Annotated in this window: 18 protein-coding genes, 2 tRNA genes and 1 pseudogene; 20 read left to right on the top strand and 1 reads right to left on the bottom strand. The window is 57.8% G+C overall.

The features are described from left to right. The first annotated feature begins 5 nt into the window (after positions 1 to 5). From dapB to M1B35_RS29165, 5 genes and pseudogenes are all read left to right on the top strand, one after another. Positions 6 to 812 (top strand): 4-hydroxy-tetrahydrodipicolinate reductase, encoded by an 807-nt coding sequence (dapB, locus tag M1B35_RS29185; RefSeq protein ID WP_268263776.1) that lies wholly within the window; start codon positions 6 to 8, stop codon positions 810 to 812. 257 nt (positions 813 to 1,069) lie between these two features. Beyond that, positions 1,070 to 2,206 (top strand): glutamine-hydrolyzing carbamoyl-phosphate synthase small subunit, encoded by a 1,137-nt coding sequence (carA, locus tag M1B35_RS29180; protein WP_123337326.1) that lies wholly within the window; start codon positions 1,070 to 1,072, stop codon positions 2,204 to 2,206. Positions 2,207 to 2,310: 104 nt separating this feature from the next. Continuing rightward, on the top strand, positions 2,311 to 5,532 hold the full coding sequence (gene carB, locus M1B35_RS29175; protein ID WP_123337324.1) for a carbamoyl-phosphate synthase large subunit: 3,222 nt from the start codon (positions 2,311 to 2,313) through the stop codon (positions 5,530 to 5,532). After that, positions 5,529 to 6,005 carry a transcription elongation factor GreA gene (gene greA, locus M1B35_RS29170; protein WP_123337322.1) on the top strand — a complete coding sequence of 159 codons (477 nt, stop codon included), beginning with the start codon at positions 5,529 to 5,531 and terminating at the stop codon, positions 6,003 to 6,005. The genes carB and greA overlap by 4 nt, the downstream gene beginning before the upstream one ends. Positions 6,006 to 6,033: 28 nt before the next feature. Then, positions 6,034 to 6,437 (top strand): annotated as a pseudogene (locus tag M1B35_RS29165) (MFS transporter). 12 nt (positions 6,438 to 6,449) lie between these two features. On the opposite strand, the gene M1B35_RS29160 reads toward M1B35_RS29165, so the two are convergent. Then, on the bottom strand, positions 6,450 to 6,758 hold the full coding sequence (locus tag M1B35_RS29160; RefSeq protein WP_123337318.1) for a YhbY family RNA-binding protein: 309 nt from the start codon (positions 6,756 to 6,758) through the stop codon (positions 6,450 to 6,452). Between the two features lie 105 nt (positions 6,759 to 6,863). Between M1B35_RS29160 and rlmE the strand changes: the two genes are divergently transcribed. The 15 genes from rlmE to pnp form a co-directional block, all read left to right on the top strand. Further along, the gene (gene rlmE / locus M1B35_RS29155; RefSeq protein ID WP_123337316.1) at positions 6,864 to 7,493 is read left to right on the top strand and encodes a 23S rRNA (uridine(2552)-2'-O)-methyltransferase RlmE; all 630 of its coding nucleotides are present in this window, start codon (positions 6,864 to 6,866) and stop codon (positions 7,491 to 7,493) included. 201 nt (positions 7,494 to 7,694) lie between these two features. Beyond that, positions 7,695 to 9,599: an ATP-dependent zinc metalloprotease FtsH gene (ftsH, locus tag M1B35_RS29150; protein ID WP_123337314.1), complete on the top strand. Its 1,905-nt coding sequence runs from the start codon at positions 7,695 to 7,697 to the stop codon at positions 9,597 to 9,599. Positions 9,600 to 9,607: 8 nt separating this feature from the next. Continuing rightward, on the top strand, positions 9,608 to 10,459 hold the full coding sequence (gene folP, locus M1B35_RS29145) for a dihydropteroate synthase (protein WP_268263775.1): 852 nt from the start codon (positions 9,608 to 9,610) through the stop codon (positions 10,457 to 10,459). Positions 10,460 to 10,475: 16 nt separating this feature from the next. Further along, complete coding sequence (gene glmM / locus M1B35_RS29140) at positions 10,476 to 11,813, top strand: phosphoglucosamine mutase (protein ID WP_123337310.1); 1,338 nt, start codon at positions 10,476 to 10,478, stop codon at positions 11,811 to 11,813. A gap of 66 nt (positions 11,814 to 11,879) precedes the next feature. Next, the gene (gene tpiA / locus M1B35_RS29135; RefSeq protein ID WP_123337308.1) at positions 11,880 to 12,635 is read left to right on the top strand and encodes a triose-phosphate isomerase; all 756 of its coding nucleotides are present in this window, start codon (positions 11,880 to 11,882) and stop codon (positions 12,633 to 12,635) included. Positions 12,636 to 12,639: 4 nt separating this feature from the next. Then, positions 12,640 to 13,023 carry a preprotein translocase subunit SecG gene (gene secG, locus M1B35_RS29130; protein WP_268263774.1) on the top strand — a complete coding sequence of 128 codons (384 nt, stop codon included), beginning with the start codon at positions 12,640 to 12,642 and terminating at the stop codon, positions 13,021 to 13,023. Between the two features lie 29 nt (positions 13,024 to 13,052). Beyond that, positions 13,053 to 13,138 (top strand) — tRNA-Leu (locus M1B35_RS29125). 96 nt (positions 13,139 to 13,234) lie between these two features. Beyond that, positions 13,235 to 13,311: transfer RNA gene (locus M1B35_RS29120), tRNA-Met, on the top strand. Positions 13,312 to 13,442: 131 nt separating this feature from the next. Next, positions 13,443 to 13,901: a ribosome maturation factor RimP gene (gene rimP, locus M1B35_RS29115; protein WP_185039427.1), complete on the top strand. Its 459-nt coding sequence runs from the start codon at positions 13,443 to 13,445 to the stop codon at positions 13,899 to 13,901. A gap of 47 nt (positions 13,902 to 13,948) precedes the next feature. Beyond that, positions 13,949 to 15,430, top strand: a complete 1,482-nt coding sequence (gene nusA, locus M1B35_RS29110) for a transcription termination factor NusA (protein ID WP_123337302.1) — start codon at positions 13,949 to 13,951, stop codon at positions 15,428 to 15,430. A 27-nt stretch (positions 15,431 to 15,457) separates the two neighbouring features. Then, a complete protein-coding gene (gene infB / locus M1B35_RS29105; RefSeq protein ID WP_123337300.1) occupies positions 15,458 to 17,977 on the top strand; it encodes a translation initiation factor IF-2 in 2,520 nt (839 codons plus the stop codon). 159 nt (positions 17,978 to 18,136) lie between these two features. After that, positions 18,137 to 18,538: a 30S ribosome-binding factor RbfA gene (rbfA, locus tag M1B35_RS29100; protein ID WP_123337298.1), complete on the top strand. Its 402-nt coding sequence runs from the start codon at positions 18,137 to 18,139 to the stop codon at positions 18,536 to 18,538. Between the two features lie 3 nt (positions 18,539 to 18,541). After that, positions 18,542 to 19,459, top strand: coding sequence for a tRNA pseudouridine(55) synthase TruB (gene truB, locus M1B35_RS29095; RefSeq protein WP_268263773.1), 918 nt, complete (start codon positions 18,542 to 18,544; stop codon positions 19,457 to 19,459). 142 nt (positions 19,460 to 19,601) lie between these two features. Then, entirely contained in the window at positions 19,602 to 19,871 is a 270-nt protein-coding gene (rpsO, locus tag M1B35_RS29090) for a 30S ribosomal protein S15 (protein ID WP_003197723.1), read from the top strand. Positions 19,872 to 20,065: 194 nt separating this feature from the next. After that, positions 20,066 to 21,947 (top strand): polyribonucleotide nucleotidyltransferase (pnp, locus tag M1B35_RS29085; protein ID WP_268263772.1); only part of this gene is annotated, 1,882 nt, incomplete at its 3' end.

Raw genomic sequence — 21,947 nt, 5'->3', positions numbered from 1 at the left:
TGCATATGCGACGTATTGCTGTGATGGGGGCTGCCGGGCGCATGGGCAGGACGTTGGTCGAGGCTGTGCAGCAGCGCTCACCGCTTTCCGGGCTGACGGCTGCTATTGTGCGGCCTGGCAGCTCGCTGGTGGGGGCGGATGCGGGCGAGCTGGCGTCCCTGGGGCGCATCGGCGTGTCGATGTCTGATGGTCTGGAGAAGGTCGCCGATGAGTTCGATGTCCTGATCGACTTCACGCTTCCGGAAGTGATGCTGAAGAACCTGGCGTTTTGCCGCAAGGCGGGCAAGGCGATGGTGATCGGTACCACCGGGCTGAACGCGAAGGAAAAGCAACTGCTGGTTGAGGCGGGTAAAGATATTCCAATCGTGTTCGCCGCCAACTTCAGCGTAGGCGTCAACTTGTCGCTTAAGCTGTTGGATATGGCTGCCCGCGTGCTGGGTGATGATGCGGATGTCGAGATCATCGAAGCCCATCACCGGCACAAGATCGATGCGCCTTCGGGCACGGCCTTGCGCATGGGTGAAGTCATTGCCAATGCGCTGGGGCGGGATCTGCAGAAAGTAGCGGTGTATGGTCGCGAAGGCCACACCGGTGCGCGCGAGCGAGAAACCATCGGCTTCGCCACTGTGCGTGGCGGTGACGTGGTGGGTGATCACACGGTGCTGTTTGCCTCTGAGGGCGAGCGCCTTGAGATCACTCACAAAGCGTCCAGTCGCATGACCTTCGCCAAGGGGGCGGTGCGTGCTGCTTTGTGGCTGGATGGGCGTGCCGCAGGTCTTTATGACATGCAGGATGTGCTTGATCTGCGTTGAGATGCATCTATAACAGGGCTCGACCGCATGCGCGGGCCCTGTTTTATCCCGCTAAGCGATGTTCTGTCGCATTCCTCTGCCTTTAAGGCTCTTTAGCGGTGGACCAAAATACCCTTTTTCTGTAAGCTACAGCTTTAGTGTGTCCACTAAAAGCGCGCAGATAATTCGACGAAGAAGCGGGGTGACGTGTCTATACGTCATTCCGCTTTTTTGCAACCTGCGATCGCCCTTTCAGGCTTTATTTACGGGAGGTCTTCTTGACTAAGCCAGCCATACTCGCCCTTGCTGATGGCAGCATTTTTCGCGGCGAAGCCATTGGAGCCGACGGTCAAACCGTTGGTGAGGTGGTGTTCAACACCGCAATGACCGGCTATCAGGAAATCCTTACCGATCCTTCCTACGCCCAACAAATCGTTACCCTGACGTACCCGCACATCGGCAACACCGGCACCACGCCGGAAGATGCCGAGTCCGATCGCGTCTGGTCGGCCGGCCTGGTCATTCGCGACCTGCCCTTGGTTGCTAGCAACTGGCGCAACACCCTGTCGCTGTCCGACTACCTGAAAGCCAACAATGTGGTGGCTATCGCCGGTATCGACACCCGTCGCCTGACACGCATCCTGCGTGAGAAAGGCGCTCAGAACGGCTGCATCATGGCCGGTGACAACATCTCCGAAGAAGCGGCAATTGCTGCTGCTCGCGGCTTCCCCGGCCTCAAAGGCATGGACCTGGCGAAAGTCGTCAGTACCAAGGAATCCTACGAGTGGCGCTCCACTGTCTGGGATCTGAAGACCGACAGCCACGCCACCATCGACGCTTCCGAGTTGCCTTATCACGTCGTTGCGTTCGACTACGGCGTCAAGCTGAACATCCTGCGCATGCTGGTCGAGCGCGGCTGCCGCGTCACCGTGGTGCCTGCCCAGACGCCGGCGAGCGATGTCTTGGCGCTCAATCCTGATGGTGTGTTCCTGTCCAACGGCCCTGGTGACCCGGAGCCTTGTGACTACGCGATCAAGGCGATCAAGGAAGTGCTGGAAACCGAGATTCCGGTGTTTGGTATTTGCCTGGGTCACCAATTGCTGGCGCTGGCGTCCGGTGCCAAGACCGTGAAAATGGGCCACGGCCACCACGGTGCCAACCACCCAGTCCAGGACCTGGACACGGGTGTGGTCATGATCACCAGCCAGAACCACGGTTTTGCGGTGGATGAAGCCACGCTGCCAGGCAATGTCCGCGCGATTCACAAATCGCTGTTCGACGGCACCCTGCAAGGCATCGAGCGTACCGACAAGAGCGCGTTCAGCTTCCAGGGTCACCCTGAAGCCAGCCCGGGCCCGAACGATGTGGCGCCGCTGTTCGATCGCTTCATCAACGAGATGGCCAAGCGACGCTGATTGCTCGCCCCTGAAGGCGGCCCCGACACCGGTGGCCCCTTCAGCGCTTCAGAGATTTGATCAAGACGGCTTGCCGACTGACCTGCGGATTTGAGTGACAACCCATGCCAAAACGTACAGACATTAAAAGCATCCTGATTCTCGGCGCTGGCCCGATCGTGATCGGCCAGGCCTGCGAATTCGACTACTCCGGCGCCCAGGCTTGCAAGGCCCTGCGCGAAGAGGGTTACCGGGTCATCCTGGTGAACTCCAACCCGGCGACCATCATGACCGACCCGGCCATGGCCGACGCCACCTACATCGAGCCGATCAAGTGGCAGACCGTTGCCAAGATCATCGAGAAAGAGCGCCCGGATGCGCTGCTGCCGACCATGGGTGGCCAGACTGCCCTGAACTGCGCCCTGGACCTGGAGCGTGAAGGCGTTCTTGAGAAGTTCGGCGTAGAAATGATCGGCGCCAATGCCGACACCATCGATAAAGCCGAAGACCGCTCGCGTTTCGACAAGGCCATGAAGTCCATCGGCCTGGCCTGCCCGCGTTCCGGCATTGCCCACAGCATGGAAGAGGCCAACGCGGTTCTCGAGAAGCTCGGCTTCCCGTGCATCATCCGTCCGTCCTTCACCATGGGCGGCACGGGTGGCGGCATTGCTTACAATCGTGAAGAGTTCGAAGAAATCTGCGCCCGTGGTCTGGACCTGTCGCCGACCAAGGAACTGCTGATCGACGAATCCCTGATCGGCTGGAAAGAGTACGAGATGGAAGTGGTCCGCGACAAAAAGGACAACTGCATCATCGTTTGCTCCATCGAGAACTTCGACCCGATGGGCGTGCACACCGGTGACTCCATCACCGTGGCTCCGGCACAGACCCTGACTGACAAGGAGTACCAGATCCTGCGTAACGCCTCCCTGGCGGTACTGCGCGAGATCGGCGTTGAGACTGGTGGTTCCAACGTGCAGTTCGGCATCTGCCCGAACACGGGTCGTATGGTTGTGATCGAGATGAACCCACGGGTGTCTCGTTCCTCGGCACTGGCCTCGAAAGCCACCGGTTTCCCGATCGCCAAGGTCGCCGCCAAACTGGCTGTGGGTTACACCCTGGATGAGCTGTCGAACGACATCACTGGCGGCAAGACCCCAGCGTCCTTCGAGCCGTCCATCGACTACGTTGTCACCAAGCTGCCACGCTTCGCCTTCGAGAAATTCGCCAAAGCTGACGCTCGCCTGACCACTCAGATGAAGTCGGTGGGTGAAGTCATGGCCATCGGCCGGACTTTCCAGGAGTCCCTGCAGAAAGCCCTGCGCGGCCTGGAAGTGGGTGTCTGCGGTCTCGATCCGAAGCTGGACCTGAGCAACCCGGAAAGCATGAGCGTGCTCAAGCGCGAGCTGACCGTGCCGGGCGCCGAGCGTATCTGGTACGTGGCTGATGCCTTCCGTGCCGGCATGACCGTTGAGCAGATCTTCGGCATGAACATGATCGACCCTTGGTTCCTGGTGCAGATCGAAGACCTGATCAAAGAAGAAGAGAAGGTCAAGACTCTCGGCCTGTCGGCGATCGACCGTGACCTGATGTTCCGCCTCAAGCGCAAAGGCTTCTCTGATCAGCGCCTGGCCAAGCTGCTGGGTGTGACCGAGAAAAATCTGCGTACCCATCGTCACAAGCTCGAAGTGTTCCCAGTCTACAAGCGCGTCGACACCTGCGCTGCCGAGTTCGCCACCGACACCGCGTACCTGTACTCCACGTACGAAGAAGAGTGCGAAGCAGCACCGTCGACTCGCGACAAGATCATGATCCTGGGCGGCGGTCCTAACCGTATCGGCCAGGGCATCGAGTTCGACTACTGCTGTGTGCACGCGGCGCTGGCACTGCGTGATGACGGTTACGAGACCATCATGGTCAACTGCAACCCTGAAACCGTCTCCACCGACTACGACACCTCCGACCGCCTGTACTTCGAACCAGTGACCCTGGAAGACGTCTTGGAAATCGTTCGTGTCGAGAAGCCAAAAGGCGTGATCGTCCAGTACGGCGGCCAGACGCCTCTGAAACTGGCTCGTGCCCTGGAAGCGGCCGGCGTGCCAATCATCGGCACCAGCCCAGACGCTATCGACCGTGCAGAAGACCGTGAGCGCTTCCAGCAAATGGTTGAGCGCCTGAACCTGCGTCAGCCGCCAAACGCCACCGTGCGCAGCGAAGACGAAGCGATTCGTGCTGCCGCCAAGATCGGTTACCCGCTGGTGGTGCGTCCTTCTTATGTGTTGGGCGGTCGGGCGATGGAAATCGTCTACGAAGAAGAAGAGCTCAAACGCTACCTGCGTGAAGCTGTGCAAGTGTCCAACGACAGCCCGGTGCTGCTGGACCACTTCCTCAACTGCGCCATTGAAATGGACGTGGATGCGGTCTGCGACGGTACCGACGTGGTGATCGGCGCAATCATGCAGCACATTGAGCAGGCCGGCGTGCACTCCGGTGACTCCGCTTGCTCGCTGCCGCCTTACTCGCTGCCAGCGCACATCCAGGACGAGATGCGCGAGCAGGTCAAGAAAATGGCCCTGGAACTGGGTGTGGTCGGCCTGATGAACGTACAGTTGGCGCTGCAAGGCGAAGACATCTACGTCATCGAAGTCAACCCACGCGCTTCCCGTACCGTGCCGTTCGTGTCCAAGTGCATCGGTGTTTCCCTGGCGATGATCGCAGCTCGCGTCATGGCCGGTAAAACCCTGAAAGAGCTGGGTTTCACCAAGGAAATCATTCCGAACTTCTACAGCGTGAAAGAGGCGGTGTTCCCGTTTGCCAAATTCCCGGGTGTGGACCCGATCCTCGGCCCAGAGATGAAGTCCACCGGTGAAGTCATGGGTGTGGGCGATACCTTTGGTGAGGCTTTTGCCAAGGCTCAAATGGGCGCCAGCGAAGTGCTGCCGACCGGCGGTACCGCCTTTATCAGCGTGCGTGACGATGACAAGCCGCTGGTTGCAGGCGTGGCCCGTGATCTGATCAACTTGGGCTTCGAAGTGGTCGCCACCGCGGGCACTGCCAAGCTGATCGAAGCCGCAGGCCTGAAAGTACGTCGTGTGAACAAGGTGACTGAAGGACGTCCGCACGTGGTCGACATGATCAAGAATGACGAAGTCACCCTGATCATCAACACTACTGAAGGTCGTCAGTCGATTGCTGACTCCTATTCCATTCGTCGTAACGCCTTGCAGCACAAGATCTACTGCACCACCACCATTGCTGCTGGCGAAGCTATCTGTGAAGCGCTTAAGTTCGGTCCTGAAAAAACCGTGCGCCGCTTGCAGGATCTACACGCAGGATTGAAGGCATGACCAAATACCCAATGACCGTCCAGGGCGCGCGCGCCCTGGAAGAAGAGCATGCTCACCTGACCAAGGTCGTGCGTCCGAAGCTTAGCCAGGACATCGGTACGGCCCGCGAGTTGGGTGACTTGAAAGAAAACGCTGAATACCATGCTGCCCGCGAACAGCAGGGCATGGTTGAAGCGCGGATCCGTGATATCGAAGGGCGCATGCAAAATGCGGTGGTCATCGATGTCACGAGCATTCCGCACACTGGCAAAGTGATCTTCGGCACCACTGTCGAGATTGCCAACGTCGAAACCGATGAAAGCGTGACTTACCAGATCGTTGGTGAGGACGAGGCGGACATCAAGCTCGGCAAGATATCCGTCGGCTCGCCGATCGCTCGCGCCTTGATTGCCAAGGAAGAGGGTGACGTGGTGTCCGTCAAAACGCCTGGTGGCGTTATCGAGTACGAGATTGTCGAAGTCCGTCACATCTGAAAGAAGGCGCCCGCTCTATGCGGGCGCCATGCTTTGGCAGTTGACTCAGATGTTGTGGGTTGGCGGCCTGTGGCTGTTGCATATCGGTCTGCTGCCGGTGCTGAGGCAAATTGGCTTGGCGCCGCTGCTGGTCGAAGAAATCACTTCGTTGCTCAGTGCATTGCTGGTTGGATTTGCAGCAGCGTGTCTGTTTCTACAGGCGCTGGTGTGCTTAAGTCTGAGGGATTGGCAAGCTTGTGGCGGGATGTGCGAGGGCAACTGCTGATGATGGCGCTTTACGCGTGTGCGATGTATCTGGTGATACGTCTGGCATGGCCAGGAGCGCAGCAATGGCAGTTGTTCAGCTATCTTGTTCTGGGGTTTTCCGGCTTGCTGCTTGTGCTGCAGCCTGTTCCGGGGTGGAGTGGCAGGGTGCGCGAAGCACACCCTTGACCCTTGTCGACGTCAGTTGAAACGATGCACGTTCGACAATTGCTTGTTTACCTTGGCGTTCTTGCGGTAGATCAACGCCATTTTACCGATGACTTGCACCAAATCCGCTTTGCCGGCCTTGCACAGTTCAGCAATGGCTGCCAGGCGGGATTCGCGATCGAGGATGTTGAGCTTGATTTTGATCAGCTCATGATCGCTCAAAGCGCGTTCAAGTTCGGTTAGCACACCTTCGGTCAAACCGTTGTCAGCCACAGTCAATACTGGTTTCAGATGGTGGCCAATGGATTTGTACTGTTTCTTCTGCTCTTGAGTGAGCGGCATAATCTGACCCCTGCGTCTGATCTTGTAAAAAGCGGCGGCCAGTTTACCCGAGCGAGTCCGGGACCGCCCAGTTAATCACGACCCGTTTTATTTTTGAGGTGGCCCGTGGCCCGTTCCAAGACAAGCCTTAACTGGCTGAAAGAGCACTTCAACGACCCATTCGTCAAAATGGCGCAAAAAGATGGGTATCGTTCCCGTGCCAGCTACAAATTGCTGGAGATCCAGGAAAAGGACCGCCTTATCCGTCCTGGAATGAGCGTGGTCGACCTGGGCGCCGCGCCGGGTGGCTGGTCGCAGGTCACCAGTCGTCTGATTGGTGGGCAGGGGCGTTTGATCGCCTCCGATATCCTGGAAATGGACAGCATCCCGGATGTGACCTTCATTCAGGGTGACTTCACCGAGGATGCCGTCCTGGCAAAAATCCTCGAAGCCGTGGGAAATTCCGAGGTTGACCTTGTGATTTCCGATATGGCCCCCAATATGAGTGGGTTAGCGGCAGTTGATATGCCGCGGTCGATGTTCTTGTGTGAGTTGGCACTCGACCTCGCAGGCCGTGTATTGCGTCCGGGTGGCGACTTCTTGATCAAAATCTTCCAGGGTGAAGGCTTTGATGAGTACCACAAGAGCGTGCGGCAGATGTTCGACAAGGTACAGATGCGCAAGCCAACCTCGTCGCGCGACCGTTCTCGTGAGCAGTACCTGTTGGGTCGCGGCTTTCGTGGGCGCAGCGAATAAAGGCAGTTTTTGACCAGGGCGATAGTAAATTCGTATTTCGCCCGGTGAGATCAAGCGAATATTGTGTAGTCTCCGTTTCACATAGGGTTACAGACAGCGCCTGCCAGAGCTGTAGGTAATGTAGTAAGTTAGGCCGGTGAATATCATGCGAAGCGCGCGCCAGTAGCGGAGCTTGCTTCAGAGGGTAGTTAATTGAACGACATGGCAAAGAATCTGATCCTTTGGTTGATCATCGCGGCTGTCCTGGTGACGGTGATGAACAACTTCTCCAGCCCTAACGAGCCGCAGACCCTCAACTATTCCGACTTCATCCAGCAAGTTAAGGATGGCAAGGTCGAGCGTGTAGCTGTCGATGGTTATGTGATTACCGGCAAGCGCAACGACGGTGACAGCTTCAAGACCATTCGTCCTGCGATTCAGGACAATGGCCTGATCGGCGATCTGGTGGATAACCACGTAGTCGTCGAAGGCAAGCAGCCTGAACAGCAAAGCATCTGGACTCAGCTCCTGGTCGCAAGCTTCCCGATCCTAGTCATCATCGCCGTCTTCATGTTCTTCATGCGGCAGATGCAGGGGGGCGCTGGCGGTAAAGGCGGCCCAATGAGCTTCGGCAAGAGCAAGGCTCGCCTGCTGTCGGAAGATCAAGTGAAAACGACCCTGGCGGACGTTGCAGGTTGTGACGAAGCCAAGGAAGAAGTCGGCGAGTTGGTTGAATTCCTGCGTGACCCGGGCAAGTTCCAGCGCTTGGGCGGCCGTATCCCGCGCGGTGTGCTGATGGTCGGTCCTCCGGGTACCGGTAAGACCTTGCTGGCCAAGGCCATTGCTGGCGAAGCCAAGGTCCCGTTCTTCACCATCTCCGGTTCGGACTTTGTCGAGATGTTCGTGGGTGTGGGCGCAAGCCGTGTTCGCGACATGTTTGAGCAGGCCAAAAAGCACGCGCCTTGCATTATCTTCATCGACGAAATTGACGCCGTTGGTCGCCATCGTGGTGCCGGTATGGGCGGTGGTCATGACGAGCGCGAGCAGACACTTAACCAGTTGCTGGTTGAGATGGATGGTTTTGAAATGAACGATGGCATCATTGTCATCGCTGCAACCAACCGTCCTGACGTACTGGACCCGGCGCTGTTGCGTCCAGGTCGCTTCGACCGTCAGGTTGTGGTTGGTTTGCCGGACATCCGTGGTCGTGAGCAGATCCTCAAGGTTCACATGCGCAAAGTGCCAATGGGCGACGACGTTGCTCCTGCAGTGATTGCGCGTGGTACTCCGGGCTTCTCCGGTGCTGACCTGGCCAACCTGGTAAACGAGGCTTCCTTGTTCGCTGCACGTGCCGGCAAGCGCATTGTCGAAATGAAAGAGTTCGAACTGGCCAAAGACAAGATCATGATGGGCGCCGAGCGCAAATCCATGGTCATGTCGGAAAAAGAGAAGCAGAACACGGCTTATCACGAAGCCGGTCACGCCATTGTCGGACGCGTCGTGCCTGAGCATGATCCGGTCTACAAGGTCTCGATCATTCCGCGTGGTCGTGCTTTGGGTGTCACCATGTTCCTTCCCGAAGAGGATCGCTACAGCCTGTCCAAGCGAGCGCTGATCAGTCAGATCTGTTCCTTGTACGGCGGTCGTATCGCTGAAGAAATGACCTTGGGCTTTGATGGTGTGACCACTGGCGCATCCAACGACATCATGCGTGCCAGCCAGATCGCTCGGAACATGGTGACCAAATGGGGCTTGTCCGAGAAGCTCGGTCCTTTGATGTATGCGGAAGAAGAGGGTGAAGTGTTCCTCGGTCGTAGCGCTGGCAGTCAGCAGGCGAGCCTGTCCGCTGAAACGGCCAAGTTGATCGACTCTGAAGTGCGCAGCATCATCGACCAGTGCTATGGCACCGCCAAGCAGATCCTCACGGACAACCGTGACAAGCTGGATGCCATGGCCGATGCCTTGATGAAGTATGAAACCATCGATGCCGAGCAAATTGACGACATCATGGCTGGGCGTCCGCCGCGTGAACCTCGTGATTGGGAGGGCGGTTCGGGTACTACACCTCCGGTAGTACAGAATGAGCGTCCTGAAACCCCTATCGGCGGCCCTGCTGCCGACCACTAAGGTTTTAAATGACTTCTGTTTCGTCCCTTACCCGGTTGCCTTGCGGCAACCGGGTTCTTGATTTGGCCCGGACGCATGTCATGGGCATCCTCAATGTCACTCCTGATTCCTTCTCTGATGGTGGCCGCTTCAGTCAGCTTGATGCTGCCTTACGACATGCCGAGGCGATGGTCGCGGCTGGCGCCACGCTGATCGATGTCGGCGGTGAGTCCACTCGGCCTGGTGCTCGTGCGGTTTCCCCGCTGGAGGAGTTGGAACGAGTGGCTCCCATTGTCGAGCTCATTCACCGTGAGCTGGACGTGATTATCTCGGTTGATACCTCTACGCCTGCTGTTATGCGCGAGACGGCGCGACTTGGGGCGGGGCTGATCAATGACGTGCGCTCCTTGCAGCGCGATGGCGCCTTGGATGCCGCTGCAGCCACTGGTTTGCCGGTGTGTTTGATGCATATGCTCGGTGAGCCGGGGGATATGCAGGATAATCCGCATTACCTGAACGTCACGACTGAGGTTGGGGATTTCCTGGCTGAGCGTATGGCTCAATGCGCGGCGGTGGGTATCGAGGCTGAGCGAATCATTCTTGACCCGGGTTTTGGCTTTGCCAAAACCCTGCAGCACAACCTGAGTCTCTTCAAGCACATGGAGGCTTTGCATGCCTTTGGGCGGCCGCTGTTGGTGGGCGTGTCCCGCAAGAGCATGATAGGTCACGCCCTGAATCGCCCGGTTGGTGAGCGTTTGTATGGCGGTCTTGCCCTTGCTGCATTAGCCATGACCAAAGGTGCGAAAATATTGCGTGTCCACGACGTGGCCGAAACGGTCGATGTGGTGCGAATGATTGCGGCAGTGGAAACAGCCGAATAAGAATGATGGAGTACTTATGACTAAAAAATACTTTGGCACCGACGGTATTCGTGGGCGCGTGGGTGTATACCCGATTACTCCTGACTTCATGCTCAAGCTCGGCTGGGCAACGGGCATGGCCTTTCGCAGTAAAGGAATCTGCCGTGTGCTGGTGGGCAAGGACACGCGAATTTCTGGTTACATGTTTGAATCGGCATTGGAGGCTGGGTTGTCTGCGGCAGGTGCCGATGTGATGCTGTTGGGGCCTATGCCCACTCCTGCCATCGCCTATCTCACGCGAACCTTCCATGCCGAAGCGGGAATCGTGATCAGTGCTTCGCACAATCCACACGACGACAACGGCATCAAGTTTTTTTCTGGTGAGGGCACCAAGCTCCCGGACGACGTGGAGTTGATGATTGAGGAGTTGCTGGACGCGCCGATGACGGTGGTGGAGTCGAGCAAGCTGGGCAAGGTCTCTCGGATCAATGATGCGTCGGGGCGTTACATCGAATTTTGCAAAAGCAGCGTGCCTTCCAGTACGAGTTTCGCTGGTCTCAAGGTGGTGCTGGATTGTGCTCACGGCGCAACTTATAAAGTTGCTCCGAGCGTTTTCCGCGAGTTGGGGGCTCAGGTCACTGTGCTTTCCGCTCAGCCCAACGGCTTGAACATCAATGAGAACTGCGGCTCGACCCATATGGAGTCGTTGCAGGCGGCGGTGCTGGCTGAGCATGCCGATCTGGGTATCGCCTTTGATGGTGATGGCGATCGGGTGTTGATGGTTGATCACACTGGTGCGGTGGTGGATGGCGATGAGTTGCTGTTTATCATTGCGCGTGACCTGCATGAGCGTGACAAATTGCGCGGCGGTGTGGTCGGTACGCTTATGAGCAATCTGGGGTTGGAGCTGGCCCTGGCTGACCTGGGTATTCCTTTTGTTCGTGCGAATGTCGGCGACCGCTATGTCATTGCTGAGCTGCTTGAGCGTAATTGGCAGGTCGGCGGTGAGAACTCCGGGCACATTGTGTGCTTCCGGCACGCCACCACCGGCGATGCGATCATCGCGGCGCTGCAGGTCCTGATGGCGCTCAGGGGGCGTGGCGAGAGCTTGGCCCAAGCTCGTCAGGCGTTGCGCAAGTGTCCGCAGGTCCTGGTCAATGTGCGCTTCTCGGGGGGCGATAACCCTCTCGAGCATCCTGCTGTCAAAGAGGCGTCCGCGCGTGTCACCACGGCGATGGCGGGGCGTGGGCGGGTATTGCTGCGCAAGTCCGGGACTGAGCCTTTGGTGCGAGTCATGGTCGAAGGCGACGATGAAGTTCAGGTCCGCGGCTATGCTGATGAACTGGCAAAACTGGTTGCTGAAGTTTCTGCCTGATTTCGGCTTGCCAGTGTTGTTGTGGTTGGGTAACATCTGCGCCCACTTTGACCGACGAGGTACAGCATGCGTCGCACTATGGTAGCTGGTAACTGGAAGATGCACGGTACCCGCGCCAGTGTCGCTGAGCTGATTAACGGCCTTCGTCATCTGGCCTTGCCTAGCGGTGTTGATGTCGCGGTATTCCCGCCTTGCTTGTATATCAATCAAGTGATTGATGGCTTGAAGGGTAAGTCGATTTCGGTCGGCGCGCAGAACTCTGCGGTGGAATCCATGCAAGGTGCACTGACAGGTGAAATTGCGCCGAGTCAGTTGGTGGATGCAGGTTGTTCCCTGGTGTTGATTGGGCACTCCGAACGCCGCCTGATTATGGGTGAGCGTGACGCGACGCTTAATCGCAAATTCGCAGCAGCACAGGCGTGCGGCCTCAAGCCGGTCCTGTGTGTAGGGGAGACCCTGGAGCAGCGCGAAGCCGGGAAGACCCTTGAAGTTGTCGGGCGTCAGCTGGGCAGCATCATAGAAGAGTTGGGTGTTGGTGCGTTTGCCAATGCTGTTATTGCTTACGAGCCGGTCTGGGCCATTGGCACCGGGCTAACGGCTTCGCCGCAACAAGCGCAGGATGTGCATGCAGCCATTCGCGCGCAGTTGGCGGCAGAGAATTCTGAAGTGGCACGAGGTGTGCGGCTTCTATACGGCGGCAGCGTGAAGGCGGCCAATGCGGTCGAACTGTTCGGCATGCCGGATATCGATGGGGGGCTCATTGGTGGGGCTTCCCTGAATGCAGATGAGTTCGGTGCGATTTGTCGCGCCGCGGGAAACTGAAAAAATGCTGGAAACAGTCGTAGTCGTTTTTCATCTGCTGGGTGCGCTGGGCGTAGTTGCTCTGGTTTTGCTGCAGCAGGGTAAAGGTGCGGATGCTGGCGCGTCTTTCGGTGCAGGTGCTTCAAATACTGTGTTCGGAAGCCAAGGTTCCTCTACCTTTCTTAGTAAGTTTACTGCTATACTTGCCGCCGGTTTCTTCATGACCAGCTTAGGGTTAGGTTACTTTGCTAAAGAGAAAGCTCATGAGCTGACTCAGGTAGGTTTGCCAAACCCAGCAGTGCTTGAGATTCCAAAGCAACAACCGGCTTCTGATGATGTCCCGGTGCTCCAAGAGCAAAAGTCGGCAACTAATGCGACTGACGTACCTCCAGCTCAAGAGCAGAAGTAAGAAGAGTTTCATGCAGTAACGCAGTCTATGCCGAGGTGGTGGAATTGGTAGACACGCAACCTTGAGGTGGTTGTGCCCATAGGGTGTAGGGGTTCGAGTCCCCTTCTCGGTACCAATTATCAGGAGAGCCCGCTGTTGCGGGCTTTCTTGTAGGTGGAAGGTTACATTGACCCTCAAAGGGATCGGTCGTATACTTCCGCCCCAGCTTTGTCGCGGGGTGGAGCAGTCTGGTAGCTCGTCGGGCTCATAACCCGAAGGTCGTCGGTTCAAATCCGGCCCCCGCAACCAGTTTTAGCGGAGCCCCTTTTCAGGGGCTTTTTGTTAGCTGGACACTTTATAACGCCGCTATTCAACGGCGTTTCCGGGATGGGCGCTTCGCCCATTTTTTTATTTGCACAAGCATGCACGAGGGGGTTCAGGTGTCGAGCAAGCTAGAACAGTTGCAGGCCTTGTTGGCCCCGGTGGTCGTGGCCCTTGGCTATGAATGCTGGGGTATTGAGTTTTCGGCTCAGGGTCGCCACTCAATGTTGCGCGTTTATATCGATAAAGAAGGCGGCGTGTTGGTGGACGATTGCGCCATCGTCAGCCGTCAGATCAGTGGTGTTCTGGATGTAGAAGATCCGATCGCCGTTGAATACACCCTTGAAGTTTCCTCTCCTGGCATGGAACGCCCACTGTTCACTCTTGAACAGTTTGCCAAGTATGTCGGCGAGCAAGTGAAGATCAAGCTGCGCTCGCCTTTCGAAGGTCGGCGTAATTTTCAGGGTCTTCTCCGCGGGGTGGAGGAGCAGGACGTAGTGGTGCAGGTGGATGACCACGAGTTCCTGTTGCCGATCGATATGATCGACAAGGCCAACATTATTCCCAGTTTTGACTGAGACGCGGATCCCGCGGATCCAATGGCTTGCGAAAGGCGAGGCGTACGATGAGCAAAGAAGTACTGCTGGTTGTTGAGTCGGTATCCAATGAAAAGGGTGTACCGGCAAGCGTGATTTTTGAAGCGCTGGAGCTGGCTCTGGCCACTGCTACCAAAAAGCGTTTTGAAGACGAAGTTGACCTGCGTGTGGAAATCAATCGCCACACCGGTGCCTATGAGACTTTCCGTCGCTGGACTGTTGTAGAAGAAGCAGATCTGGACGACCCGGCTGTAGAAACCTGGCCGAGCAAAGTTGCTGAAACCCATCCGGGTGCCAACGTCGGCGACGTCGTTGAAGAAAAGATCGAGTCCATCGAATTCGGCCGTATCGCTGCCCAGACCGCCAAACAGGTGATCGTGCAGAAGGTTCGCGAAGCTGAGCGTGCTCAGGTTGTCGACGCTTACCGCGAGCGCCTGGGCGAGATCATCTCCGGCACCGTGAAAAAAGTGACACGCGACAACGTGATCGTCGATCTGGGTAACAACGCCGAGGCGTTGCTGGCCCGTGAAGACATCATCTCCCGCGAGACTTTCCGGGTTGGCGTGCGCCTGCGTGCGCTGCTCAAGGAAATCCGCACCGAGAACCGCGGCCCGCAGCTGATCCTGTCGCGTACCGCGCCGGAAATGCTGATCGAGCTGTTCCGTATCGAAGTGCCGGAAATCGCTGAAGGCCTGATCGAAGTGATGGCCGCCTCCCGTGATCCGGGTTCGCGGGCCAAGATCGCCGTCCGTTCCAAAGACAAACGCATCGACCCGCAAGGCGCGTGCATTGGTATGCGCGGTTCGCGCGTCCAGGCCGTATCCGGCGAGTTGGGTGGCGAGCGTGTGGACATCGTCCTGTGGGACGAGAACCCGGCGCAGTTCGTGATCAACGCCATGTCCCCGGCTGAAGTCGCGGCAATTATCGTTGACGAAGATGCCCATGCAATGGACATCGCCGTTGGCGCAGACAATCTGGCTCAGGCCATCGGTCGCGGAGGTCAGAACGTGCGTCTGGCTAGCCAATTGACTGGCTGGACCCTGAACGTGATGACCGAATCGGACATCCAGGCTAAGCAGCAAGCAGAAACCGGCGACATCCTGCGCAACTTCATCGACGAGCTGGAAGTCGACGAAGAGCTGGCACAGGTGCTGGTAGATGAAGGCTTCACCAGCCTGGAAGAGATTGCCTACGTACCGTTGGAAGAAATGCTCAACATCGACGGCTTTGACGAAGACATCGTCAACGAGCTTCGCGCTCGGGCCAAGGATCGCTTGTTGACTAAAGCCATCGCTACTGAGGAAAAGCTGGCAGACGCCCATCCGGCCGAAGACCTGCTCTCGCTTGAGGGTATGGACAAGGATTTGGCGATGGAACTGGCGGTGCGCGGCGTAATTACCCGCGAAGACCTGGCCGAGCAGTCTATTGACGACCTGCTCGACATCGACGGCATTGACGATGATCGTGCCGGCAAGTTGATCATGGCCGCCCGAGCCCACTGGTTCGAGTAATTAGGCGCGGCCTGAGGAGAGAAGTGCATGACGCAAGTCACGGTGAAACAACTGGCCGATGAGGTCAAAACACCGGTAGAGCGCCTGTTGCAGCAGATGCGTGAGGCAGGTCTGCCGCACACCGCCGCCGAGGAACATGTGACCGACAGTGAGAAGCAATCGCTGCTGACTCACTTGAAAAGCAGCCACAAGGCGAAAGTGGAAGAACCGCGCAAGATCACTTTGCAGCGTAAAACCACCAGCACCCTGCGTGTTGCCGGTAGCAAAAGCATCAGCGTTGAAGTGCGTAAGAAGAAAGTCTTCGTACAGCGCAGCCCGGAAGAAATCGAAGCCGAGCGCCAACGTGAACTGGAAGAACGCCGCGCCGTAGAAAATGCAGCGCGTCAGAAGGCTGAAGAAGAAGCCAAGCGTCGCGCTGAAGAAGATGCGCGTCGCCAGCCTGCCACTGCGCAACCTGCAGTGACTGAAGCGGTTGCAGCCCCTGCTCCGGTAGTGGCCGAACCTGTGCAACAAGCACCGGTTGCTGCACCTGCTCCAGCTGCAGATGCCCGTAAGCGTGACGAACCACGTCGCCCTGACAAACCACGCAGCGACGACAGCAATCGTCGTGGCAACGGTGATGGCGAGCGCAAAAACGCTCCGCATCGTGCGTCGGTCAAGGAAAAGGCGCCAGCGCCTCGCGTAGCTCCACGTACTACCGACGAAGAAAGCGATGGCTTCCGTCGTGGTGGTCGCGGCAAGGCCAAGCTGAAGAAACGCAACGCCCACGGTTTCCAGAGCCCAACCGGCCCTGTCGTGCGTGAAGTGAAGATCGGCGAGACCATCACTGTGGGCGACCTCGCCCAGCAGATGTCGGTCAAGGCTGCTGAAATCATTAAGTTCATGTTCAAGCTGGGCACCCCAGCCACCATCAACCAGGTACTGGATCAGGAAACTGCCCAACTGGTTGCTGAAGAGCTGGGCCACAAAGTGACCCTGGTCAGCGACACCGCCTTGGAAGATTCCCTGGCCGAGTCCCTGAAGTTTGAAGGTGAAGCGTTCTCCCGTGCTCCGGTTGTGACCGTAATGGGTCACGTTGACCACGGTAAGACCTCGCTGCTCGACTACATCCGTCGTGCCAAGGTAGCTGCTGGCGAAGCCGGTGGTATCACCCAGCACATCGGTGCGTACCACGTTGAAACCGAACGCGGCATGGTCACCTTCCTCGACACCCCTGGTCACGCCGCGTTTACCGCAATGCGTGCCCGTGGTGCCAAGGCGACCGACATCGTGATCCTGGTGGTTGCAGCGGACGACGGCGTGATGCCGCAGACCATTGAAGCTGTTCAGCACGCAGTAGCGGCTGGCGTTCCACTGGTTGTTGCAGTGAACAAGATCGACAAGCCAGGCGCTGACCTGGACCGCATCCGCAGCGAGCTGTCGGTGCACGGCGTGACTTCCGAAGAGTGGGGCGGTGATACGCCGTTCGTTCCGGTTTCCGCGAAGATGGGTACCGGTGTCGACGACCTGCTGGAAGCTGTCCTGCTGCAAGCCGAAGTTCTGGAACTCAAGGCGACTCCTTCGGCTCCTGGCCGCGGTGTCGTGGTTGAATCGCGTCTCGACAAAGGTCGTGGCCCGGTAGCAACCGTGCTGGTTCAAGACGGTACCCTGCGCCAAGGCGACATGGTCCTGGTCGGTTCGAACTATGGCCGCGTGCGCGCCATGCTCGACGAGAACGGCAAGCCAATCAAGGAAGCCGGTCCTTCCATCCCTGTCGAGATCCTCGGCCTGGACGGTACCCCGGACGCTGGCGACGAGATGAGCGTAGTGGCCGACGAGAAGAAAGCCCGTGAAGTGGCTCTGTTCCGTCAAGGCAAGTTCCGCGAAGTCAAGCTGGCCCGTGCTCACGCCGGCAAGCTGGAGAACATCTTCGAGAACATGGGTCAGGAAGAGAAGAAGACGCTCAACATCGTCCTCAAATCCGACGTCCGTGGTTCCCTGGAAGCTCTGCAAGGCGCGCTCAACGGCCTGGGCAACGACGAAGTGCAAGTGCGCGTAGTCGGCGGCGGTGTCGGTGGTATCACCGAATCTGACGCCAACCTGGCACTGGCTTCCAACGCTGTACTCTTCGGTTTCAACGTACGTGCCGATGCTGGCGCCCGTAAGATCGTCGAGCAGGAAGGTCTGGATATGCGTTACTACAACGTGATCTACGACATCATCGAAGACGTCAAGAAAGCCCTCACCGGCATGCTTGGCAGCGACGTCCGGGAGAACATCCTGGGTATTGCTGAAGTCCGCGATGTATTCCGCTCGCCGAAGTTCGGCGCGATCGCCGGTTGCATGGTTATCGAAGGTGTTGTGCACCGTAACCGTCCAATCCGTGTACTGCGTGAAGACATCGTTATCTTCGAAGGCGAGCTGGAATCCCTGCGCCGCTTCAAGGATGACGCTTCCGAAGTACGTGCCGGCATGGAATGCGGTATCGGCGTGAAGAGCTACAACGACGTCAAAGTCGGCGACAAAATCGAAGTCTTCGAGAAGGTTCAGGTTGCTCGCAGCCTCTAACTCGCGCACTTCAAGAGCCGCGATGGTCAGCCCCATGCATTTGCACGGCGCCATCAGCGGACTCTAAACGCAACGCCCGGTCTGGCTTCTGTCAGGCCGGGCGTTTGCCGCTTTCAGACCACACGGGTTTCACCGTGAGGCAGTAACAGGTAACAAGACATGGCAAAAGAATACAGCCGTACCCAACGTATCGGTGATCAGATGCAGCGTGAGCTGGCGCAACTGATCCGTCGTGAAGTCAAAGATCCCCGCGTCGGCCTGGTAACCATCACCGCCGTCGAAGTCAGCCGTGATGTGGGCCATGCGAAGATTTTCATCACCGTCATGGGCCAGGACAGCGCTGAAGACATCGCCCAGAGCATCAAGGTGCTGAACTCGGCAGCTGGCTTCCTGCGCATGCAGTTGGCCCGTGAAATGAAGCTGCGCAGCGTGCCGCAACTGCATTTCCACTACGACGAAAGCGTCGTGCGTGGTGCTCACCTGTCGGCCCTGATCGAGCGTGCCGTGGCAGAAGACAGCCAGCACCCAGTGGTCGCAGAACCCGAAGACACCAAGGAGTAATCGGTGGCTCAGGTCAAACGTATCCGTCGTAACGTCAGCGGCATCATCCTGCTGGACAAGCCGCTGGGGTTCACCTCCAACGCGGCTTTGCAGAAGGTCCGCTGGTTGCTCAACGCCGAGAAAGCCGGGCACACCGGCAGCCTCGATCCGTTGGCCACCGGCGTATTGCCGCTGTGCTTTGGCGAGGCCACCAAGTTCTCGCAATACCTGCTGGATTCAGACAAGGGTTACGAAACCCTGGCGCAGTTGGGCAAGACCACCACCACGGCAGATGCCGAAGGTGAAGTTTTGCAGACCCGCGAAGTGACCGTTGGTCGTCCTGATATCGAAGCGGTATTGCCGGAATTTCGCGGTCAAATCAAACAGATACCGCCGATGTACTCCGCCCTCAAGCGTGATGGCCAGCCCCTTTATAAACTGGCCCGTGCCGGTGAAGTGGTGGAGCGCGAACCGCGTTCTGTTACTATTGCGCGCTTGGAATTACTCGCCTGCGAAGGCGATACTGCGCGCCTCGCGGTGGACTGCAGCAAAGGCACCTATATCCGCACCCTGGTGGAAGATATTGGTGAGAAGCTTGGCTGCGGTGCCTATGTTGCAGAACTGCGACGGACCCAGGCAGGCCCTTTCAGCCTGGCCCAGACGGTCACCCTGGAAGAGCTTGAAGCGGTACACGCCGAAGGCGGCAACGAAGCGGTCGACCGTTTCCTGATGCCATCGGACAGCGGCTTGCTGGATTGGCCGCTCTTGCAGTTCTCGGAACACAGTGCGTTCTACTGGCTCAATGGCCAGCCAGTGCGGGCTCCCGATGCACCGAAGTTCGGCATGGTGCGGGTACAGGATCACAACGGTCGCTTTATCGGTATCGGTGAAGTGAGCGAAGACGGGCGTATTGCGCCGCGTCGACTGATTCGGTCGGAATGACCGAAACCGGTCTGTGTAAAAGCAGGCTGGCGAGGGTGGCTGTTAACAGGCACGGTCACTGCTCATTTATAGATACAGGGATTTGTCCCTGGCCTGTTGAAGCTGTTTCTTTGAAACAGTTTCCTGATAAAAGGATTGCCTCATGGCTCTCGACGTTCAAGAAAAAGCTCAAATCGTAGCTGACTACCAGCAAGCTGTTGGTGACACTGGTTCGCCAGAAGTGCAAGTTGCACTGCTGACCCACAACATCAACAAACTGCAAGGTCACTTCAAGGCCAACGGTAAAGATCACCACTCCCGTCGTGGTCTGATCCGCATGGTTAACCAGCGTCGTAAGCTGCTGGACTACCTGAAAGGCAAGGACGTGAGCCGTTACAGCGCTCTGATCGCTCGCCTGGGTCTGCGTCGCTAATCAGCGATTGCGCTAGAGGTTGGTTGTCTGTCTTGCGTCAGTGGGTTTCCCGCTGGCGTAGGGCAGGCTCCCAGCCTCAAGTTTTATCTGGATACACGTTTTACCCTGGACAGGCGTTGGGCCGATTCCCGACATTGCCCAAGAATTTCGCAAGAAACCAGTTCCCCCAAGAGCCACAAAGAAGGTAGGACACCGTGAACCCGGTAATCAAAAAATTCCAGTTCGGTCAGTCGACCGTTACCCTCGAGACTGGCCGTATCGCCCGTCAGGCCTCCGGCGCAGTATTGGTCACCGTTGACGACGACGTCAGCGTATTGGTGACCGTGGTTGGCGCCAAGCAAGCCGATCCAGGCAAGGGCTTCTTCCCTCTGTCCGTTCACTACCAGGAAAAGACTTACGCTGCCGGTAAGATCCCTGGCGGTTTCTTCAAGCGCGAAGGCCGTCCTTCCGAGAAAGAAACCCTGACTTCCCGACTGATCGACCGTCCGATCCGTCCGCTGTTCCCCGAAGGCTTCATGAACGAAGTGCAGGTTGTCTGCACCGTCGTTTCCACCAGCAAAAAGACCGATCCGGACATCGCTGCGATGATCGGTACCTCGGCTGCCCTGGCCATCTCGGGCATCCCGTTCGACGGCCCGATCGGCGCCGCCCGTGTTGCTTTCCACGAAAGCACCGGCTACCTGCTGAACCCAACTTACGAGCAACAATCTGCTTCGAGCCTGGACATGGTCGTTGCCGGTACTTCCGACGCCGTGCTGATGGTTGAATCGGAAGCCAAAGAGCTGACCGAAGACCAGATGCTGGGCGCGGTACTCTTTGCTCACGACGAGTTCCAGGTGGTGATCAACGCCGTTAAAGAACTGGCTGCCGAAGCTGCCAAGCCAACCTGGAACTGGGCCCCTGCGCCAGAAGCCACCGAACTGCTGGGCGCTATCCGTGCCGAGTTCGGCGAAGCCATCTCCCAGGCTTACACCATCACCGTCAAGGCCGATCGTTACGCACGCCTGGGCGAGCTGAAGGATCAAGTGGTTGCCAAGCTCTCCGGTGAAGAAGGCCAGCCTTCGTCCAGCGAAGTCAAAGCGGCTTTCGGCGAAATCGAATACCGCACCGTTCGCGAAAACATCGTAAACGGCAAGCCACGTATCGACGGTCGCGACACCAAGACCGTTCGTCCGCTGAATATCGAAGTCGGCGTTCTGCCGAAGACTCACGGTTCGGCACTGTTCACCCGTGGCGAAACCCAGGCCCTGGTCGTTGCAACCCTGGGCACCGCCCGTGACGCGCAACTGCTGGACACTCTGGAAGGCGAGAAAAAAGACCCGTTCATGCTGCACTACAACTTCCCGCCGTTCTCGGTAGGTGAGTGTGGTCGCATGGGTGGCGCCGGTCGTCGCGAAATCGGTCACGGCCGTCTGGCTCGTCGTTCGGTTTCGGCCATGCTGCCTGCTGCTGACGTGTTCCCGTACACCATCCGTGTGGTATCGGAAATCACCGAATCCAACGGTTCCAGCTCCATGGCTTCCGTTTGCGGTGCTTCCCTGGCCCTGATGGACGCTGGTGTGCCAATGAAGGCGCCGGTTGCCGGTATCGCCATGGGCCTGGTGAAGGAAGGCGAGAAATTCGCAGTCCTGACCGACATCCTGGGTGACGAAGACCACCTCGGCGACATGGACTTCAAAGTAGCCGGTACCGCCAAAGGTGTAACCGCGCTGCAGATGGACATCAAGATCAAAGGCATCACCGAAGAAATCATGGAGATCGCCCTGGGCCAGGCCCTGGAAGCTCGCCTGAACATCCTCGGTCAGATGAACCAGATCATCGGTCAGTCCCGTACCGAGCTGTCGGCCAACGCTCCGACCATGATCGCGATGAAGATCGACACCGACAAAATCCGTGATGTCATCGGTAAAGGCGGCGCGACCATCCGTGCGATCTGTGAAGAAACCAAGGCTTCGATCGACATCGAAGACGACGGTTCGATCAAGATCTTCGGCGAAACCAAGGAAGCTGCTGAAGCTGCTCGTCAGCGCGTCCTGGGCATCACCGCAGAAGCCGAGATCGGCAAGATCTACGTCG

It is taken from the genome of Pseudomonas morbosilactucae, from assembly GCF_023241665.1.
Taxonomy (GTDB): Bacteria; Pseudomonadota; Gammaproteobacteria; order Pseudomonadales; family Pseudomonadaceae; genus Aquipseudomonas; species Aquipseudomonas morbosilactucae.
Note: the sequence above shows the minus strand (reverse complement) of the source record. Positions and strands in the feature narration are given on the sequence as shown.

Coding starts and splice junctions, on each gene's coding strand:
- secG (WP_268263774.1), top strand. CDS start 12,640: ATGCTGGAAACAGTCGTAGTCGTTTTTCATCTGCTGGGTGCGCTGGGC.
- ftsH (WP_123337314.1), top strand. CDS start 7,695: ATGGCAAAGAATCTGATCCTTTGGTTGATCATCGCGGCTGTCCTGGTG.
- greA (WP_123337322.1), top strand. CDS start 5,529: ATGACCAAATACCCAATGACCGTCCAGGGCGCGCGCGCCCTGGAAGAA.
- nusA (WP_123337302.1), top strand. CDS start 13,949: ATGAGCAAAGAAGTACTGCTGGTTGTTGAGTCGGTATCCAATGAAAAG.
- tpiA (WP_123337308.1), top strand. CDS start 11,880: ATGCGTCGCACTATGGTAGCTGGTAACTGGAAGATGCACGGTACCCGC.
- folP (WP_268263775.1), top strand. CDS start 9,608: ATGACTTCTGTTTCGTCCCTTACCCGGTTGCCTTGCGGCAACCGGGTT.
- infB (WP_123337300.1), top strand. CDS start 15,458: ATGACGCAAGTCACGGTGAAACAACTGGCCGATGAGGTCAAAACACCG.
- rpsO (WP_003197723.1), top strand. CDS start 19,602: ATGGCTCTCGACGTTCAAGAAAAAGCTCAAATCGTAGCTGACTACCAG.
- glmM (WP_123337310.1), top strand. CDS start 10,476: ATGACTAAAAAATACTTTGGCACCGACGGTATTCGTGGGCGCGTGGGT.
- dapB (WP_268263776.1), top strand. CDS start 6: ATGCGACGTATTGCTGTGATGGGGGCTGCCGGGCGCATGGGCAGGACG.
- carB (WP_123337324.1), top strand. CDS start 2,311: ATGCCAAAACGTACAGACATTAAAAGCATCCTGATTCTCGGCGCTGGC.
- rbfA (WP_123337298.1), top strand. CDS start 18,137: ATGGCAAAAGAATACAGCCGTACCCAACGTATCGGTGATCAGATGCAG.
- M1B35_RS29160 (WP_123337318.1), bottom strand. CDS start 6,758: ATGCCGCTCACTCAAGAGCAGAAGAAACAGTACAAATCCATTGGCCAC.